This window comes from Citrobacter sp. S39 (genome assembly GCF_009495675.1).
GTDB classification, from domain to species: domain Bacteria; phylum Pseudomonadota; class Gammaproteobacteria; order Enterobacterales; family Enterobacteriaceae; genus Citrobacter; species Citrobacter freundii.
Map to the genome: position 1 here is coordinate 518,075 of NZ_CP045555.1, position 19,604 is coordinate 537,678.

A 19,604-nucleotide genomic window follows, 5' to 3' on the forward strand; every position below is an offset into this window, starting at 1 on the left:
GCTAGGCCTTCACATCGCTGGCTACTACCACCGGAATCTCCGGAGTATTCGACTGTTTGACGGGCGACGGCACTTTTCGGTACTTATCCAGCAGGTGGATCTGAATCTTACGCAGCATATCGCCATTCAACCGGTAGTAACGGAAATAGAGCACCAGTGTCACAACGAAAAAAAGCGTGGGCAGCGCGATCATGATGAACTGCATGCCGAGGATGGTCTCAGCAGATTGCGTCGCATTCGGAACATAACCAATCAATCCCAGCACCACCGCAATAAAGAAAGCGGAAAACGCCGAGCCACCTTTGACCACCATTGTCTGCACGGCATAGGCAATACTCTCGCAGCGGACGTTAAACTTGTATTCACCGTAATCTACGGTGTCCGCCACCATAATCACCTGCAGTACCCAGAACAGCGCCGTACCAATGTTCAGAAGGATCCCTACGGTAACAATCAGGAAAGTATTGTGGAATGCCCCCAGAGCCATAATCAGCAATACGCCTGCGCTGAGAACTGGCATAACCGAAGCGCCAGCCCACAGTACCCGGCGAGAAAGCGCCTTTGACAGACGGGGAAAGAGAATCAATGTCAGCAAGTTAGCTGCTCCGGCATAGGAGAGGTAGTATGGGAAAAGGTCAGCATCACCCACCACGTAGGTGAAGTAGTAAATCGCAAAACCTGTAATGATATTGGACGCCACGTTGTAAGCCAGCGCCATCCCCAGCAGGCAGGAAAGCTGATCGTTTTTGTAGATAAGCGCAAGGATTGATTTCAGCGTCAGCCGGGTGCTGTCTGCGGTAGATTCGCTGTCAGAGGAATACACTTCATGCACATTGCGCAAGGTTACGAGGGTAGAAACAATAAAAAATGCGATCAGCACCAGCGTAAACATCTGAAAACCGAACCCGCGATCCGCGCCGCCAACATAGTTTACAAAGGGTAGCGTCACGCCCGCGGTGACAAACCCTGCAAGGCTGGCGAAAAAACGAGGGAACGGCACCAGTTGTTCACGTTCGCGTTTATCCAGCGTAATCGTGGGGACCAGCGACCAGAATGGAATATCCATAATGGTGTAGGTCATCCCCCATAAAATATACGTCACGCAAACAAATACGACCTGCGCAGTACCCTCAAACAGATGTGCGCTAAAAAGCAAAAACAGCACCAACGAGTTCGCCAGCGTACCGAGTAAGATCCAGGGTTTAAATTTTCCCCAACGCGACCGGGTGGCATTCACTATCCACCCCATCACCGGATCGTTAAACGCGTTCCATATTTTTGCCACCAGGAACAAGGTTCCGACGACGCCCACCGATAATCCCACCACGTCGGTGTAGTAATACATCAGGTACATGTACACAATACCGATGGCGAAATCCTTACCGAACGCTCCAAATCCGTAACTGAGTTTTGTTGTCAGAGAGATGCTCATAGGGTATCGGGTCGCTGTTACCAGCGCCCGCCTTCTGTAAGAGGAAACGTCAGAGGTTAAACGCCGGATGCTCTGCCCGGCGTGATTGTGTATTAACGGTGCAGCCAGGCCGGCAGCCAGTCGCCGTGAGACGCGATCAGGTCGTCCACCAGCGCATAAATCTCTTCAATCCCCAGTACCGCGGCGGTATGCGGATCCATCATCGCCGCGTGATAAACACGATCGCGGTTCTCCGTCAGGATGGCTTCCGTTAGCAGAGTCTGAACATTGATATTGGTTTGCATCATCGCCGCCAAATGTGACGGGAGAGCTCCGACTTTCGTTGGCTGAATACCATTCGCATCAACCAGACAAGCGACTTCAACACAGCAACCTTGCGGCAGGTTATCGATCAGATTGTCATTGCGAACGTTGCCATAGACGACGCTTGGTTCACCGGTCCAGATAGCGTTCATGATAGTGCTGGCATATTCGCGCGACGGTTTAATGTCGATCCGCTCAGCCGTTTTGTACTCTTCCAGCTCTTTTTTCCAGTTCGCCAACTGTTCCACACAACGTTTCGGATATTCATCCAATGGCACCTTATAGCGCTCAATCAGATCTTCACGCCCCGGTTTGATAAACCACGGTGTATATTCGGCGAAGTGCTCCGACGATTCGGTGACGAAATACCCCAGTTTTTTGAACATTTCATAGCGCACAATGTTCTGGCAACGGGTATTTCCGTGAATATTCGGTTTCGGCGCCTGACCGGATTCATAGGCCGCCAGCAGCTCCGGGTAGAGATTCACATAGGCGCCGTCCGCCGTTTTGCGCTCCAGCTCCAGATAAAATGCCATATGGTTGATCCCGGCACTGCGATAGCGCAAAGAGGCAGGGTCAATGTTCAGATCGCGGGCCAACTCCTCCGCCGTCCCCTGCACCGAATGACACAGCCCAACTTGCTTAATATGCGGATAGCGCGCATACATTGCCCAGGTGTTCATCGCCATCGGGTTAACGTAGTTAAGCATGGTGGCCTGCGGACAGACTTCGGTCATATCCTCACAAATCTGCCATAAATGCGGAATGGTGCGCAGCGCGCGCATAATGCCGCCCGGCCCCAGCGTGTCGGCAATCGTCTGCTCCAGACCATGGCGTTTACACACCGTAAAATCGGTGACGGTACAGGGTTCATAGCCGCCGATCTGGAAAGCGACCACCACAAAATCAGCATCCTGTAATGCTGCTTTTTGATCGGTATAGCAGGTGATTCGTCCAGACGCGCCCGCAGAATCCATCAACTTGCGCACAACAACGTGTGACTCTTCCAGACGCGTAGGATCGAGATCCATCAAGGCGATATGCGCAGATTTAAGCGCATCGCGGTGAAAGACGTCCCCAAGAATATTTTTGACGAAAATCGTGGAACCGGCGCCGATAAAGGTAATTTTGGGTGCAGACATCATGACTCTCCAGAACATTAGTAAACACAGTCATGGTGGCACAGCGTATAGCTGAAAACTTCCGACTTCTCTGCTGACCATTCCCATAAACTCAGATCATCACTCTGCACCCTATTGGATCTGAGTTTATGGGACAAAATTACCCAAAAAGCAGAGTATGTGGCCGCAAAATGTCGCTATGCTCAATGGTAACGGTCCAATTTGTGTCCTGATTCTCAGCCTTAATACGTGTTAAATGACATGATTCTGATAATTCAGGAAATGGAGCAACCATGAGTACATTACCGACATCGCCTCTTCCCCCCGATCCGCACATGTGCAGTAGCGATGAAGAACAAACCCGCAGCCCACTATCGCTGTACTCAGAATATCAACGGATGGATATCGAGTTGCGCTCACCGCATGCTATGCCAGCCAGCCACTGGCATGGGCAGGTGGAGATCAATGTGCCGTTTGATGGTGACGTCGAGTACCTGATCAACAACGAAGTCGTACAGATAAAACAGGGACACATCACGCTATTCTGGGCCTGCACACCGCATCAACTCACGCGTCCGGGCAGTTGCCAAAGTATGGCTATCTTCAATTTACCGATGCACCTTTTCCTCTCCTGGCCGCTGGATCGCGTGTTGATCAACCATGTTACCCATGGAATGGTCATCAAATCGCTGGCGTCGCAGCAGTTGAGCACCTTTGAAGTTCAGCGCTGGCAACAGGAACTGAACAACCCGAACGAACAAATTCGCCAGCTCGCCATTGATGAAATTGGTCTGATGCTCAAGCGGTTTAGCCTTTCCGGCTGGCAGCCTATACTCGTCAATAAAACCTCGCGGACCCACAAAAACAGCGTGTCGCGGCACGCCCAGTTTTACGTCAGCCAAATGCTGAGCTTTATTGCCGATAACTACGATCAGGCGCTCACCATCAACGACGTCGCGGAACACGTGAAGCTCAACGCCAACTACGCGATGGGGATTTTCCAACGCGTAATGCAACTCACCCTGAAGCAGTACATCACGGCAATGCGGATCAATCACGTCCGCGCATTGCTAAGCGATACCGATAAAACCATTCTCGACGTTGCGTTGACCGCCGGATTCCGTTCCAGCAGCCGTTTTTATGACACCTTCAGCAAGTTTGTCGGCATGTCGCCGCAGCAGTACCGCAAACTAAGCCAGCAGCATCGGCAAACAATGGCTGGTTGATATCATTCGGCCATATCAGTATCAGCCAAAAAAATAATCCCCCTGTCGATAAACGGTGGTGAAAAACCGCCAATAAGCAAACGTAACCATATGTTTAAAAACAAATTAAACATAAATCAGACTATTTTTCACCCGCTTTACAGCCCGTTTTGACAGGATAATACTTGCCTGCGTCACATTCATACGGTGTGTCTGCAATTCATAGATTGCAACCTTTCCACAACCGGGTAAAAGATGATGAAAGTATTAATTGTTGAAAGTGAGTTTCTGCATCAGGACACCTGGGTCGGTAGCGCTGTCGAACGTCTGGCTGACGCATTAAGCCGCCAAAATGTTACCGTCATTAAGTCCACCTCATTCGACGATGGCTACGCAATCCTCGCCGCCAATGAAGCCATTGATTGCCTGATGTTCAGCTATCAAATGGAACAACAAGACGAACATCTGAACGTCAGGCAATTGATCGGCAAGCTCCACGAGCGCCAGCAAAACGTTCCCGTATTCCTGCTGGGCGATCGCGAAAAAGCCACCGCATCGCTGGATCGCGACCTGCTGGAGCTTGTCGATGAATTCGCCTGGATTCTGGAGGACAGCGCTGACTTTATCGCTGGCCGTGCCATCGCAGCGATGACTCGCTATCGTCAGCAGTTGTTACCACCGCTGTTCAACGCCCTGATGAAATACAGCAATGTCCATGAGTATTCCTGGGCTGCACCGGGTCACCAGGGCGGTGTCGGTTTCACCAAAACACCTGCCGGTCGACTGTACCATGACTACTACGGTGAGAATCTCTTCCGTACCGACATGGGGATTGAACGTACCAATCTCGGTTCTTTACTCGACCATACAGGCGCATTTGGGGAAAGTGAAAAAAATGCTGCCCGCGTGTTCGGTGCCGACCGTTCCTGGTCCGTAGTGGTCGGGACTTCCGGCTCTAACCGCACCATCATGCAGGCCTGTATGACCGACAACGACGTCGTGGTGCTGGATCGTAACTGCCATAAATCCATCGAACAGGGGCTGATCCTCACAGGGGCAAAACCGGTGTACATGGTGCCAAGCCGCAACCGGTACGGCATTATCGGGCCTATCTACCCGCAAGAAATGCAGCCTGAAACTTTACAGAAAAAAATCAGCGAAAGCCCGCTGACCAAAGGCAAAGCTGGGCAAAAACCGTCTTACAGCGTTGTGACCAACTGTACCTACGACGGTGTTTGCTACAACGCCAAAGAGGCGCAGGATCTGCTCGCACAAACCAGCGATCGCATCCACTTCGATGAAGCCTGGTACGGCTATGCTCGCTTCAACCCAATTTATGCCGATCACTACGCCATGCGTGGCGCGCCGGGCGATCATAACGGTCCTACCGTTTTTGCCACCCACTCGACCCACAAACTGCTGAATGCGCTCTCTCAGGCATCTTACATTCACGTTCGTGAAGGGCGTGGGGCCGTGAACTTCTCCCGCTTTAACCAGGCGTACATGATGCACGCCACCACCTCTCCGCTGTATGCTATCTGCGCCTCAAACGACGTGGCGGTCTCCATGATGGACGGTAACAGCGGCCTGTCGCTCACTCAGGAAGTGATCGACGAAGCAGTCGATTTCCGTCAGGCCATGGCACGGTTGTACAAAGAGTTTACCGCCGAAGGCGACTGGTTCTTCAAACCGTGGAACAAAGAAGTGGTAACCGATCCGCAGACCGGTAAAACCTATGACTTTGCCGACGCGCCAGCCACATTGCTGGCAACCGATCAGAACTGCTGGGTGATGCGTCCGGGTGAATCCTGGCACGGCTTTAAAGACCTGCCGGATAACTGGAGCATGCTGGACCCGATCAAAGTCAGCATTCTGGCACCGGGGATGGGCGACGATGGCGAACTGGAAGAGAACGGCGTACCGGCCGCACTGGTTACCGCCTGGCTTGGCCGCCACGGCATCGTGCCGACCCGAACCACCGATTTCCAGATTATGTTCCTGTTCTCCATGGGGATTACCCGCGGGAAATGGGGCACACTGATCAACACGCTGTGCTCTTTCAAACACCATTACGATGCCAATACCCCGCTGGCACAGGTGATGCCAGAACTGGTTGAGGAACATCCTGACACTTATGCCAACATGGGTATTCACGATCTGGGCGACACCATGTTCGCCTGGCTGAAAGAGAACAACCCAGGCAGCCGTCTCAATGCAGCCTACTCCGGTCTGCCGGATGCGGATATTACTCCGCGTGACGCTTACAACGCGATAGTCAGCGATAACGTTGAGATGGTGGCGATTGAAAATCTGGCGGGACGTATTGCGGCAAACTCCGTGATCCCTTACCCACCGGGAATTCCGATGCTGCTGTCCGGTGAAAACTTTGGCGATGCCAACAGCCCGCAAATTGGGTACCTGCGTTCGTTGCAGTCCTGGGACCACCACTTCCCTGGATTTGAACATGAAACCGAAGGAACGGAAATTATTGACGGTGTTTATCACGTTATGTGCGTGAAAGCATAATGTCTCTTTTTAGATAGTCCGATGTTTAAGGTAGACATGTCATTCTTGAGTAATTCCTGAGTATTGCTGCAAAACAATAACACTGTCATACCTTTTTGCGCGGGACCACCCCGCGCTTTTTTTATACGCAAATAGCATCTTTCCACTTGCGTAAAAAAATGTGTACATAAGAAAAATCCCACCAAACATTGTAATTAATTTCAGACACGTTATTTTATTGCGGTCCTGGTTTCATCATACAATTTCAATTTAGCCGATTTGGCTCATCTGATGTTGAGCTACGGTGTTTTTTCATATTCCTGGAGTTGGGTATGAAGCTTTGCAGCAAAGAAGCTTGTGTTGTTGTATTAACGGAGAAGGATGTTTGGTTAAGGATTAACGGTAAAGAAGCCATCAGTTTAAAAGCTAATCATATGGCACTGGTGGCATGCGATAATAATATTATCGATTTTTCATCACTTAATAACGCATTGGTCGTACATATTAGCCGCGATATCATTAAAGACTATCTGCGCTTTTTAAATAAAGACCTTTCACAGATCCCACTCTGGCAACGCAGTGCCAGCCCAGTAATGACCTCAGCGTGTCTGACGCCGGATGTCTTCAGGGTGGCTGCCCAACATAGCGTAATGGACACAGTGAACGAAGCTGAAAGAGAGCGTACGCGCTCGCTACTGTTCACGGTGTTATCACGCTTTCTCGACAGCAAAAAGTTTATCTCTTTGCTCATGTATATGCTGCGCAACTGTATCAGCGACAGCGTTTATCACATTATTGAGAGCGATATACATAAAGACTGGAATTTAAGCATGGTTGCCAGTTGCTTATGCCTGAGTCCCAGTTTGTTAAAGAAAAAGCTCAAAAGTGAAAATACAAGTTACAGCCAAATAATTACCACCTGTCGCATGCGATATGCCGTCAATCAATTACTGATGGACGGCAAAAACATTTCCCAGGTCTCTCAACTATGTGGATATAACAGTACCTCATACTTTATCTCCGTATTCAAAGAGTTCTATGGGATGACGCCTCTGCATTATGTTAGTCAACATAGGGAGCCATCCGCCGCCTGATTTTTAATCAGTTAGCGATAAGCCATAATAATATCAGCATTAGCGATACCCCAGCTCCGTCATCATTAAACAGACTTTTGACGAGGTATGATAAGGCGTCATTTATCCTTATCAGGAGTTAGAAAATATGTCGACGGATGCTGATGCTCACAAAGTGGGCTTAATCCCCGTCACCCTTATGGTGTCGGGGAATATTATGGGTTCCGGTGTATTCCTGCTACCCGCAAACCTTGCGTCAACTGGCGGGATTGCAATCTACGGATGGTTGGTCACGATTATCGGTGCTCTGGCACTGTCGATGGTGTACGCCAAAATGTCGTCCTTAGACTCCAGTCCCGGTGGTTCTTATGCTTACGCCCGCCGCTGCTTCGGTCCTTTTTTGGGCTACCAGACCAACGTGCTGTACTGGCTGGCCTGCTGGATTGGTAACATCGCCATGGTGGTCATTGGCGTCGGTTACCTAAGCTACTTCTTCCCCATCTTAAAAGATCCGCTGGTCCTGACGCTGACCTGTGTCGTAGTGCTGTGGATCTTCGTATTACTGAACATTGTCGGACCGAAAATGATCACCCGCGTGCAGGCCGTCGCAACGGTACTGGCACTGGTACCAATTGTCGGGATTGCCGTCTTCGGCTGGTTCTGGTTCCGCGGTGAAACCTATATGGCGGCCTGGAACGTCAGCGGCATGAACACCTTCGGCGCGATTCAAAGCACTCTGAATGTTACCTTATGGTCATTTATCGGGGTAGAAAGCGCCTCCGTCGCGGCTGGCGTGGTTAAAAACCCCAAACGTAACGTACCTATCGCCACCATGGGCGGCGTGCTGATTGCCGCTGTTTGCTACGTGCTCTCCACCACCGCGATCATGGGTATGATCCCTAACGCGGCGCTACGTGTTTCAGCCTCTCCGTTCGGTGATGCCGCACGCATGGCGCTGGGTGACACCGCAGGGGCAATTGTCTCCTTCTGCGCTGCGGCCGGGTGTCTTGGTTCTCTGGGCGGCTGGACGCTGCTTGCCGGGCAAACCGCCAAAGCCGCAGCCGATGACGGCCTGTTCCCACCGATTTTTGCCCGCGTGAACAAAGCCGGTACACCAGTGGCCGGGTTAATTATCGTCGGCATTCTGATGACCATCTTCCAGTTCAGCAGCATGTCGCCGAACGCAGCGAAAGAGTTTGGTCTGGTCTCTTCGGTCTCCGTTATCTTCACCCTGGTGCCGTATCTGTACACCTGCGCCGCGCTGCTGCTGCTCGGCCATGGTCACTTTGGTAAAGCACGCCCGATGTACTTACTGGTGACCTTCATCGCCTTTGTCTACTGCATCTGGGCGGTTGTCGGTTCCGGAGCCAAAGAAGTGATGTGGTCGTTCGTCACGTTGATGATCATCACCGCGCTGTACGCACTGAACTACAACCGGATCCATAAAAACCCGTATCCACTGGATGCCCCGGTAAACAATAACTAACACCAACAATCGTCGTGGCCCGATGGCGTAAGTTCATCGGGCCAACGTTCTCCCACCGCTCTTCGAAAAATCAACATTAAGAACTTAAGGTTTGCTTAATTTTACTTTGAGAGGATTTGCGCCACATAGTCGATGGAACCCCCTTAATGTTAAAGCTTTTGTTTAAAAGGCCCACTCTCGGGCTAATCAGTTGGCTTCTGCTGATCTCATTTTATCTTGCGACCTTCCTGAACATTGCGTTCTATAAACAAGTGCTGCAAGACCTGCCTCTGGACTCTGTGCGTAACGTGCTGGTGTTTTTATCAATGCCGGTGGTCGCGTTCAGCGTCATGAACATTGTGCTGACGCTGGCCTCATTCCTGTGGCTTAATCGCCTGGTGGCGTGCATTTTCATTCTGGTTGGCGCATCGGCCCAATATTTCATCATGACCTACGGCATCATCATCGACCGCTCAATGATCGCCAATATGATGGACACCACCCCCGCCGAAACCTTTGCTTTGCTGACGCCACAACTGCTCATCACGCTCGGGGTGAGCGGCATTCTGGCCGCACTTATTGCCTGCTGGGTAAAAATCAAACCGATCACGTCTGTCATGCGCAGCATACTGTTCCGTGGCGCGAACATTCTGATCTCCGCACTGCTGATCGTGCTGGTCGCTGCGTTCTTCTATAAAGATTACGCTTCACTGTTTCGCAACAACAAAGAACTGGTGAAATCCCTCAGTCCATCCAACAGCATTGTGGCGACGTCATCCTGGTATTCACACCAGAGGCTGGCCCACCTGCCGCTGGTACGCATTGGCGAAGATGCACACCGCAATCCGTTGATGGTGAAAGAAAAGCGTAAGAACCTGACGATTGTGGTTCTCGGCGAGACTTCACGTGGCGATAACTTCTCGCTGTCAGGCTATTCGCGCCAGACCAACCCGCTGCTGGAAAAAGATAATGTGGTCTATTTCCCCCGCACAACGTCCTGCGGAACGGCAACGGCAGTATCAGTACCCTGCATGTTCTCGGATATGCCACGCGCGCACTACGACGAAGAACTGGCGCAGCATCAGGAAGGCGTGCTCGACATTATTCAACGGGCGGGAATTAACGTTCTGTGGAACGATAACGACGGCGGCTGCAAAGGGGCTTGTGACCGGGTTCCACACCAGAATATGACTAAGCTGAACCTGCCGGGGCAGTGTATTGACGGTGAATGCTACGATGAAGTCCTGTTCCACGGGCTGGAAGAGTACATTAATAACCTGAAAGGCGACGGCGTGATTGTGTTGCATACCATCGGCAGCCACGGTCCGACCTATTACAACCGCTATCCTGCGCAGTTTAAGAAATTTACGCCAACCTGCGATACCAACGAAATCCAGACCTGTTCACAGCAACAGTTGGTCAATACTTACGACAACACTATTCTTTACGTTGACTATATTGTTGATAAAGCAATCAATATACTGAAAGAGCACCAGGATAATTTCACCACCAGCCTGGTTTATCTTTCCGATCACGGTGAATCCTTAGGGGAAAATGGCGTCTATTTGCACGGCCTGCCGTATTCGATTGCACCTGATACGCAAAAACATGTGCCGATGCTGCTGTGGCTCTCCGAGGATTATCAGCAACGCTATCAGGTCTCTCAGACATGTTTGCAAAAACGGGCAAGCTCAGAAGATTTCTCACAGGATAATCTCTTCTCGACCCTGCTGGGATTAACGGGCGTACAAACACAGAAATACCAGGCAGCAGATGATATTCTGCAACCCTGCCGGGGAGGCTAAACGAATGAAAATCCTGATTGTTGAAGATGATACGTTGTTATTACAGGGACTGATACTCGCCGCGCAAACAGAAGGCTACGCCTGCGACGGCGTATCCACGGCCCGTGCAGCGGAGCAGTGTCTGGAGAGCGGACATTACAGTCTGGTTGTTCTGGACCTGGGTTTACCGGATGAAGACGGTCTGCATTTCCTGAACCGGATCCGGCAGAAAAAATACACCGTGCCGGTACTTATCCTCACCGCCCGCGACACGGTGAAAGACCGGGTCAGCGGACTGGACGTGGGTGCTGATGACTATCTGGTCAAACCGTTCGCACTGGAAGAACTGCATGCCCGCATCCGGGCACTGCTGCGTCGTCACAACAATCAGGGTGAAAGTGAACTCATTGTCAGCAATCTGACGCTGAATATCGGTCGGCGCCAGGTGTGGATGGACGGGCAAGAGGTTATCTTAACGCCGAAAGAATACGCGCTCCTGTCGCGCCTGATGCTCAAAGCGGGCAGCCCGGTACACCGGGAAATTTTGTATAACGACATCTACAGCTGGGATAACGAACCGTCGACCAATACGCTGGAAGTGCACATTCACAACCTGCGCGACAAAGTCGGAAAATCTCGCATCCGCACGGTCAGGGGATTTGGCTATATGCTGGTTGCCACTGAGGAAAGCTAAGTGAAGCTGCTGCAATATCTAAAACAACCGCTCCCGCTTCGTCATCGCCTGATGCTGACGATTGGTCTTATTCTGCTGGTCTTTCAGCTGATTAGCACCTTCTGGTTGTGGCATGAAAGTACCGAGCAAATACAGTTATTCGAACAGGCATTGCGCGAAAATCGCAACAACGATCGCCACATCATGCATGAGATCCGCGAGGCCATCGCCAGTCTGATCGTCCCCGGCATCTTTATGGTCAGCCTGGCACTGCTGATTTGCTACCAGGCAGTGCGACGTATTACTCGCCCGCTGGCAGATCTGCAAAAAGAGCTGGAGGCGCGGGCAGCCGATAACCTGACCCCGATTGAAATTCACAGCTCAACCATTGAGATCCAGGCGGTTGTCTCCGCGCTCAACGACCTGGTAACGCGGCTAACCAGCACGATTGAAAACGAACGCTTATTTACCGCCGATGTCGCTCACGAACTGCGCACACCGCTGTCAGGCGTACGCCTGCATCTGGAATTATTATCCAAAACCCATAAGGTCGACGTTTCGCCGCTAATTGCCCGCCTGGATCAAATGATGGACAGCGTGTCGCAACTGCTGCAACTCGCCCGCGTCGGACAGTCGTTTTCGGCCGGGAGCTACCAGCATGTCAAACTGCTGGAGGATGTTATTCTGCCCTCCTACGATGAACTCAGCACCATGCTGGACCAACGTAAACAGACGCTGCTCCTGCCACAAAGCGCGGCGGACGTTGTTGTGCCTGGAGATGCTACGCTGTTGCGGATGCTACTACGAAATCTGGTGGAAAACGCGCATCGTTACAGCCCGGAAGGCACCCATATTACAATTAGCCTGAACACAGAGCATGATGCCGTCCTTGCCGTCGAAGATGAAGGGCCGGGCATTGATGAAAGTAAATGTGGGGAGTTGAGTAAAGCGTTTGTGCGTATGGACAGCCGCTTTGGCGGAATTGGACTGGGGCTGAGCATTGTCAGTCGCATCACCCAGTTACATCAAGGGCATTTCTATTTGCAAAATCGCCAGGGAGCCAACGGCACTCGCGCATGGGTGAAATTGGCGAAAATTCAGTAAGAGCTCACCCATACATACAAAAAGCTGCTGACGATCAGCAAACTGCACACGGTGGTCAAACTTTCATAAATACGGGTTTTCATGACACTCTCCTCCGAAACTATGGAGGAGAGTTTGCCTGAAGGATATTAAGCCAACCTTAAGGCCACGCGCCGGATGGCGGCTGACGCCTTATCCAGCCTACAAAGTACAATGCTACCCGTAGGCCTAAAAGCTGCGCGCCATCAGGCAATGACACGATTACTCATCAATACGCGGATGCTGCTGCACCAGACGCGTGCGCTTAACCTGTAGCTCAGCAATTTCCTGATCGATATCTTCGATTTTCTGTTCAATGTTATCGTAGTGTTCGCCGAGGATCTCTTTCGCTTCCTGAATATCCGAAGCTGCAGGCGTGGCCCCTTTCAGCGGCTGATTGGCGGTCTCTTTCATAGTCACGCCGGTAATTAAACCAATCACCGCAATCACCATCAGATAATAAGCAGGCATCATCAGATTCTGCGAGCTTTCCACCAGCCATGCGGCCAATGTCGGAGTCAGACCAGCAATCAATACCGAGATATTAAACGCGGCGGCCAGTGCACTGTAGCGAATATGCGTCGGGAACATCGCCGGTAACGTGGACGCCATCACCCCGGTAAAGCAGTTGAGGATCACCGCCAACATCAGCAACCCGGCGAAAATCAGACCGATAACATTACTGTTAATCAGGATAAATGCCGGAATCGCCAGCACAAACAGCGCAATACTGCCCATGATCACAAACGGACGACGCCCGAAGCGGTCGCTGAGCAACCCCATAATCGGCTGCACAAACAGCATACCAATCATGATGGCGATAATAATCAACACACCGTGGTCTTCGGAGTAATGCAGGTTATGCGACAGGTAGCTCGGCATATAGGTGAGCAGCATGTAGTAGGTGACGTTGGTAGCAATCACCAGACCAACACATGCCAACAAGCTGCGCCAGTGCTTAGTCGCAATCTCTTTAAACGAAACCTTCGGACCTTCCTGTAGACCCTGACGATCGCCCTGCTCCAGTTTATCCACGTGCTGCTGGAACGCCGGCGTCTCTTCCAGCGCATGACGCAGGTACAGACCAATCAGCCCTAACGGTAGCGCCAGGAAGAACGGAATACGCCAGCCCCAGTCAAGGAAATTTTCCTCGCCGACGACGGTTGAAATCAGAACCACCACGCCCGCACCCAGCACAAACCCGGCAATCGATCCGAAGTCCAGCCAACTGCCCATAAATCCACGCTTACGGTCCGGCGAATATTCCGCGACAAAAATCGACGCCCCGGTGTACTCTCCGCCGACCGAGAATCCCTGTGCCATCTTACACAGCAGCAGCAGAATCGGCGCCCAGATACCAATCGAGGCATACGAGGGAATAAGACCGATACAGAAGGTACTTATCGACATAATCACAATGGTGATAGCCAGTATCTTCTGACGACCGTATTTATCGCCGAGCATACCGAAGAACAATCCGCCAAGCGGTCGAATCAGAAAGGGAACAGAGAAGGTGGCGAGTGCAGCAACCATCTGCACGCTGGGGTCAGCCCCCGGGAAGAACACTTTACCTAATGCGTAAGCAACAAATCCATAAACACCAAAATCGAACCATTCCATCGCATTACCTAACGACGCTGCGGTAATGGCTTTTCGCAATTTACCGTCATCAATGATGGTAACGTCGCGCAGCGTTATAGGTTTTATTTTTTTCCTTTTTAGCATACTCGTCCTCATAGACTTAGCCCTGTCACGCTCCAGTTCGAATCCCCCAACGCCCATGCGTCAAGGTCATCACCGAGCGGGGAACGCACAGGCGCATTCCCTGTAACAAGCGTAGCAGGTTTACTTACACTGACGAGAAACGCACAGTACAACCGAACCTGTTGACGCCTGATTGGGCGGTTAATGACCTCTTTACCCTAACAGCGTTTAAATTTGTGATCAACTTCACATATAGTTTTTCATTTCGTCAACATGCGTAAATTAGGTCATTCTTAGTCATCTTTTTTACATGTAACGCTTGCGATTTACTGACAATTAAATACAAGAATAAATCGCTTTATTGCACCAACAATCACAGCGGTCATTATTATTCTGCTAGCAAAAAAAACACCTAATCCCTTCACAAAAAGATCACAGCTTTTTTAATAATCAGAGTGACCGGGAACTTTTGCTCGGAATATGTGATGAAGATAACTAAAACATCGTTTTATTTTGATTGAATCAATGTTCCCATGAATGCAAACTAATTCCAGACGCAATATCCCTGGGAGCAGCAACACGCTCAACGTATGCCGCGTTAGATTTTATAAAACAAAGAGATAGCGAGTTTCTTTGTTAAGAAAAACCAGTAACCAGTTGAATTTATTAATTTTTACTCTCTTGCGCTAGTATTAGCGGCGACAAGACATGAGGACGTTTATGAAAATTAAAGCCACGATTGAACGCATCCCCGGCGGAATGATGTTGATTCCTCTGTTATTAGGCGCAGTGTTAAATACGTTAGCTCCGGATACCGGTGCGTATTTCGGTTCGTTTACCAAAGGAATGATCAGCGGAACGGTACCGATTCTGGCAGTGTGGTTTTTTTGTATCGGCGCATCTATTGATTTACGGGCAACCGGCACGGTATTACGCAAGTCCGGTACGCTGGTAATAACCAAAATAGCCGTGGCGTGGGTAGTGGCAATGATTGCGGCTTCATTCATTCCTGATACCGGTATTCAAACCGGGTTCTTTGCAGGCCTCTCAGTTTTGGCAATTGTCTCCGCAATGGACATGACCAACGGTGGTTTGTACGCCAGCCTGATGAACCAGTACGGCACCAAAGAAGAGTCCGGCGCATTTGTGTTGATGTCTCTGGAATCCGGCCCGTTAATGACCATGGTGATCCTCGGCTCCGCGGGTCTGGCCTCCTTCGAGCCACACCATTTCATCGGCGCGGTATTACCGTTCCTGATTGGCTTTACATTAGGCAACCTGGATCATGACCTGCGTTCTTTCTTCAGCAAAGCCACTCCGGTGCTGATCCCGTTCTTCGGCTTCGCGTTGGGTAACACCATTAACCTGAGCGTAATCGTTGATACCGGTCTGCTGGGTATCCTGCTGGGTGTCGCGGTTATCGTCATCACCGGTATCCCTCTGATTATTGCAGACCGTGTTATTGGTGGCGGGAACGGTACGGCAGGCGTAGCAGCCTCTTCAGCAGCAGGCGCTGCGGTAGCAAACCCGGTGATTATCGCCCAGATTAACCCGGCGTTCGAACCGGTTGCCGCATCCGCTACGGCGCTGGTTGCCGCCAGCGTAATTGTCACCGCCATTCTGGTGCCGATTATCACCGCGCTGTACGCCAAACGTTTTAATAAAAACCTGGTCGCCAACGAAACGGTGTCCACCCCGGCAGACTCTCTGCACCACTAACTCTGTCTTAGCCACACTGACCGTCCCTGCTCAATTGATGAGTGGGGACGGTGCAAAAATCTCCTCAACCATCGCATCAGCCAGTCGTTTCGCCGAACACAATCGCGGCATTCCTAACGCCACATTTTGCCAACGCTGCGTCACCGACCAGCTCACCGGATGACGCTGCGCATCGCACCAGTCGCCTAACCAGCTCAGCATATCGTTATACTCGCCCGATCCGCCGACAACTGGCGTGCTGAGCCAATGATGATAGTAATGACGCGTAGCAGGCGCCGCATTCACGCTGTCCGCCAACGCCTGAGCGGCCATGGTTCGCAGGTTGTCTTTTAGCATTAACACCACATCGGCATTCGCTAACCGGCAGGCGTCACCGAAGGCTCCCCAGCGCAACTCCTCCAGCGCAACAAAACAGCGTCCAGGTAACGACCAACCGTCATATGCGCCAGCCCGCCAGCGGGTAAAAATTTGTTCGCTGTGTTCGCCCGCCTGAACCGTCAGGCCACGCTGGGTCAGCGCCTTCTCTTTATACGCAGCGCGTTGGGTAAACCAGTCAGTCAGTGAATTTATTTGTTGTAAAAGACCGGGGGTTGAAAGCCCACGCGGGTGTTCGGTTTGTTGTAAAAACTTCAGCCCTTCGGCAATACGCACCAGCGCCAGATGGCCTGGGTCGATCATGCCCGCCAACTTTTCTACCAGCTTAAGACGCATCACCAGATGCTCGCTGGACACTCCCGCCATCACCCACGCCCGCAGTTGTGTCTGGGATAACACCTCCTGCGTCAGACGCGCGCGCAGCCGCTGCTGCTGTTGCAGAAAACCGCCGGAACGTTTGGTTTCATCTCCCTGAACCAGATCGACCATAAACTTCGGGTAGACACACTCCAGCGTCCTCCCGGGGCCTTCCAGTAAAACGTTAGTCATGTGTGCTCGGTTGCAAAAAGGGTATTGATATCGTCACGCAGCAAACGGGAATCTTCATAAAGCCATGCCGCAATCGTAATGCGCTGCTGCAATTGCTCATTCATTGCATTCACCGCGGATTCATTTTGTTGGCGTAGCGTCAGACTCTCACTCAGACTCGCCTGCAATTGCGCCAGACACAGTGAAAAATCTGCAAAAAACGTGGCCATGCCTGCCGTAACGGAAATATCGACCTGAGCAACTAAAGCTTTACGAATTTGTTGGCAAAACTGGGAGACATACTGCACAAGGTTCTTATGCAAAGCGCCCATATCAATGAGATAACGCGTTTTTGTTTCGACGTAATCATTCCATCCCCAGTTGGGTTGATTTAGCCAACGAGAGAAAGTGTCACGCACCGCACCACCAGTAGACGGTGGATTTTCCACCGGGATATCCTGTTCAATGGCTTCGTTAAACAATTGGCGGGTATTGAAATTAAACATCGCTGTATGGAACGCTGGAAAACGGATCCGCGCACGAAAACCGGCGTGGTTTAGCTCCTCTTTCACCCTTTGCTCAATTGGCCGCATCGCGTCATTTAGCGCCCGGGAGAGCGTCGACTCAAGCTGTTCAAAACGCAGGGCTAAGTCACGGCTGATGCTTTCCTGCGCCGCCAGCAATACCCCCTCACAGGACGAGCGAATTTTATCTAACACAATTTTCGCCTGGCCTTCATCGTGCAGCACCAGCATTTCTCCGGACATTTCTGCCGAGGAGACGCCAGCTCCCAGGCTATGTTGTGACATCATCAGGACGTTTTCTTTGATAAAGAAGGTGTTGATACCGCAAAGAATCTCGGTTTGTTGCTCTCTGAGATAGGCTGCAGCAGCTTCCAGCGCCAGTTCTACTTCATGGCTGACTTCATCGCTTACCCGCCCCTGGCTCACTTCTAACTGCTGCATATCCTCTTCAATATGCGTGATGTTCAGCCGCAGTTTGTCATAGGCGACCGTTAACCCGTGGGCACGAAACTCCAGATATTCATGCACGCTTTGCGCATAGTTCAATAACTTATGTGACGCTGAGCGTAGCGCATACAGCGATGCATTGGCGTAAGCGGCGTGAATCACTTTCTGGATAGGCTGTTCAAACAGCGAGTCTTCCCACAACAGGTCGGCGGCATGACGGATATGCTCCGTATCTTCAAGATCGGTGGTACGCCAGCGTCTGCCAAGCGCCGCTTCGGCAAAATCCTGCACCCAACGTTGCACCTGATGATCCGGCAGTCGCCCACGGGCCGTCAGCTCATGACGCGCCCTGTTTGCCAGATAGCCCCACATTGAGGAAACCGGATAGATTCTCTCAGGGGCAATACCACCTTGCATCAACGTGCCAGAAATCAACGCCCGCACCTGCTCTTCATCGTCACTGTTGCGGTCTTTCTGATCGAACTTGTTCACCAGCGCATACAGCGGTACTGACTTGCCAACCGCCATAATCGCCTGACGCACTTCCTCATCAGAAATCGATTTCAATTGGGTGTAATCCAACACCGCCAGCACCGCAGAGGCCCGTACCAGCTGTTCATTAAGCATTTTTTGTAAGTGCGGTTGTCCCGCCTCGTTCGGCCCCGGCGTATCCAGCAACGTTAATTGCCCTGGGTAGCTTGCTTGTCCGGCCAAATGGACAAACTCAACCTCAATAACCGGAATATGCTCAATCGCGGCATAGGCAGCAAAAGGAAAATCAACATCCAATGCTTTTGACAGGCGCACCAGGTCGTTCAGGCTTTTAAGGCAATGGAAAATAGGCTGTGCGCCAAGATAATACCGTTCAAATGCCACGCCGTTTTCAATATGCTGCAGCAGGACATTCATATCCTTGTCAATTTCCAGGGTCTGCGTAAGACGCAGGCGATCGCACTCGCGCACACGCTGCTGTAAAACCTTCATTAAGGCATCAATCGGCGCGACATGTGAAAAATGCAGGACCGGCTCTTTCTGCCCCGGCGTATGACGAATTAGCGTTGGTAACGCCGTCATGGGGCGATTACGATTAGGTAAAACTTCTGTCCCTACAATTGCGTTAATCGTAGTCGATTTTCCCGCTTTCATCGTGCCAACAATCGCCAGCACCATTTCCAGACGCGTAATCTTGCGCAACTCATTATTGAGCGTTGCTTGCTGGACATCCATGCCACGCGCGCTGAAATGCAGGGGCTGAACAACCTGACTGCTATGCTCTCCTTGTTTTAGCGCGACATCATCCAACGACGTCATGGGCAATTTTTGCAATTGCCTGAGATGTTCAAGCGAGAGCATCAGCAAGCGTTCCGCTTCCTGACTTAATTCATATATTGTCTGTGTGTGCATGGAAAATCTTTCCTTAACGCAAATAGCATTGCTTTTATTTAGCCCAATCGTTTTATTTATAGATTTTTTGGCTTTTATAATTACGTGTGGAAATAATTAAAATCAAAACAACCAATTGATATTATTAAAATAAGTTTGGCGTACAACCGCTGGCCTGAAACCTCTCACTTATGTAATAAGTAAGAAAGATAAACAGCGTAGTTCAGTTTTAAAAAATGCC

General features: G+C 51.0%; 14 protein-coding genes. 8 read left to right on the forward strand and 6 right to left on the reverse strand.

Annotated elements, in window-relative coordinates:
* Position 1: 1 nt before the first annotated feature.
* Both melB and melA read right to left on the reverse strand, forming a co-directional pair.
* Positions 2 to 1,432: a melibiose:sodium transporter MelB gene (melB, locus tag GFB57_RS02405; RefSeq protein WP_290366931.1), complete on the reverse strand. Its 1,431-nt coding sequence runs from the start codon at positions 1,430 to 1,432 to the stop codon at positions 2 to 4.
* A gap of 92 nt (positions 1,433 to 1,524) precedes the next feature.
* Positions 1,525 to 2,880 (reverse strand): alpha-galactosidase, encoded by a 1,356-nt coding sequence (gene melA / locus GFB57_RS02410; RefSeq protein ID WP_003031864.1) that lies wholly within the window; start codon positions 2,878 to 2,880, stop codon positions 1,525 to 1,527.
* A 269-nt stretch (positions 2,881 to 3,149) separates the two neighbouring features.
* Here melA and melR point away from each other — a divergent pair, with 269 nt between their 5' ends.
* The 7 genes from melR (at position 3,150) to pmrB (ending at position 12,665) form a co-directional block, all read left to right on the forward strand.
* The gene (gene melR / locus GFB57_RS02415; RefSeq protein ID WP_003031859.1) at positions 3,150 to 4,082 is read left to right on the forward strand and encodes a transcriptional regulator MelR; all 933 of its coding nucleotides are present in this window, start codon (positions 3,150 to 3,152) and stop codon (positions 4,080 to 4,082) included.
* A gap of 237 nt (positions 4,083 to 4,319) precedes the next feature.
* A complete protein-coding gene (gene adiA / locus GFB57_RS02420; protein ID WP_008321469.1) occupies positions 4,320 to 6,587 on the forward strand; it encodes an arginine decarboxylase in 2,268 nt (755 codons plus the stop codon).
* 311 nt (positions 6,588 to 6,898) lie between these two features.
* Positions 6,899 to 7,660: an AraC family transcriptional regulator gene (locus GFB57_RS02425; RefSeq protein ID WP_003031855.1), complete on the forward strand. Its 762-nt coding sequence runs from the start codon at positions 6,899 to 6,901 to the stop codon at positions 7,658 to 7,660.
* Positions 7,661 to 7,787: 127 nt separating this feature from the next.
* Entirely contained in the window at positions 7,788 to 9,125 is a 1,338-nt protein-coding gene (adiC, locus tag GFB57_RS02430) for an arginine/agmatine antiporter (RefSeq protein WP_003031853.1), read from the forward strand.
* 146 nt (positions 9,126 to 9,271) lie between these two features.
* Complete coding sequence (gene eptA, locus GFB57_RS02435; RefSeq protein ID WP_003031851.1) at positions 9,272 to 10,909, forward strand: phosphoethanolamine transferase EptA; 1,638 nt, start codon at positions 9,272 to 9,274, stop codon at positions 10,907 to 10,909.
* 4 nt (positions 10,910 to 10,913) lie between these two features.
* Positions 10,914 to 11,582 carry a two-component system response regulator PmrA gene (gene pmrA / locus GFB57_RS02440; RefSeq protein WP_003031849.1) on the forward strand — a complete coding sequence of 223 codons (669 nt, stop codon included), beginning with the start codon at positions 10,914 to 10,916 and terminating at the stop codon, positions 11,580 to 11,582.
* Entirely contained in the window at positions 11,583 to 12,665 is a 1,083-nt protein-coding gene (gene pmrB / locus GFB57_RS02445; protein WP_003031847.1) for a two-component system sensor histidine kinase PmrB, read from the forward strand. It abuts the gene before it with no gap.
* Here pmrB and pmrR read toward each other — a convergent pair.
* Positions 12,659 to 12,748, reverse strand: coding sequence for an LpxT activity modulator PmrR (gene pmrR / locus GFB57_RS02450; RefSeq protein WP_008321468.1), 90 nt, complete (start codon positions 12,746 to 12,748; stop codon positions 12,659 to 12,661). The two genes, pmrB and pmrR, sit on opposite strands and share 7 nt — an antisense overlap.
* 157 nt (positions 12,749 to 12,905) lie before the next feature.
* Entirely contained in the window at positions 12,906 to 14,408 is a 1,503-nt protein-coding gene (gene proP / locus GFB57_RS02455; RefSeq protein WP_003031844.1) for a glycine betaine/L-proline transporter ProP, read from the reverse strand.
* 699 nt (positions 14,409 to 15,107) lie between these two features.
* Here proP and kdgT point away from each other — a divergent pair.
* Complete coding sequence (kdgT, locus tag GFB57_RS02460; protein ID WP_003031841.1) at positions 15,108 to 16,106, forward strand: 2-keto-3-deoxygluconate transporter; 999 nt, start codon at positions 15,108 to 15,110, stop codon at positions 16,104 to 16,106.
* A 30-nt stretch (positions 16,107 to 16,136) separates the two neighbouring features.
* Here the strand turns inward: kdgT and GFB57_RS02465 are convergent, their stop codons facing one another.
* Positions 16,137 to 17,030, reverse strand: coding sequence for a diguanylate cyclase regulator RdcB family protein (locus GFB57_RS02465; protein ID WP_008321467.1), 894 nt, complete (start codon positions 17,028 to 17,030; stop codon positions 16,137 to 16,139).
* Positions 17,027 to 19,384 carry a clamp-binding protein CrfC gene (gene crfC / locus GFB57_RS02470; protein ID WP_003031837.1) on the reverse strand — a complete coding sequence of 786 codons (2,358 nt, stop codon included), beginning with the start codon at positions 19,382 to 19,384 and terminating at the stop codon, positions 17,027 to 17,029. Before crfC ends, GFB57_RS02465 begins: the two co-directional genes overlap by 4 nt.
* Positions 19,385 to 19,604: the final 220 nt, after the last annotated feature.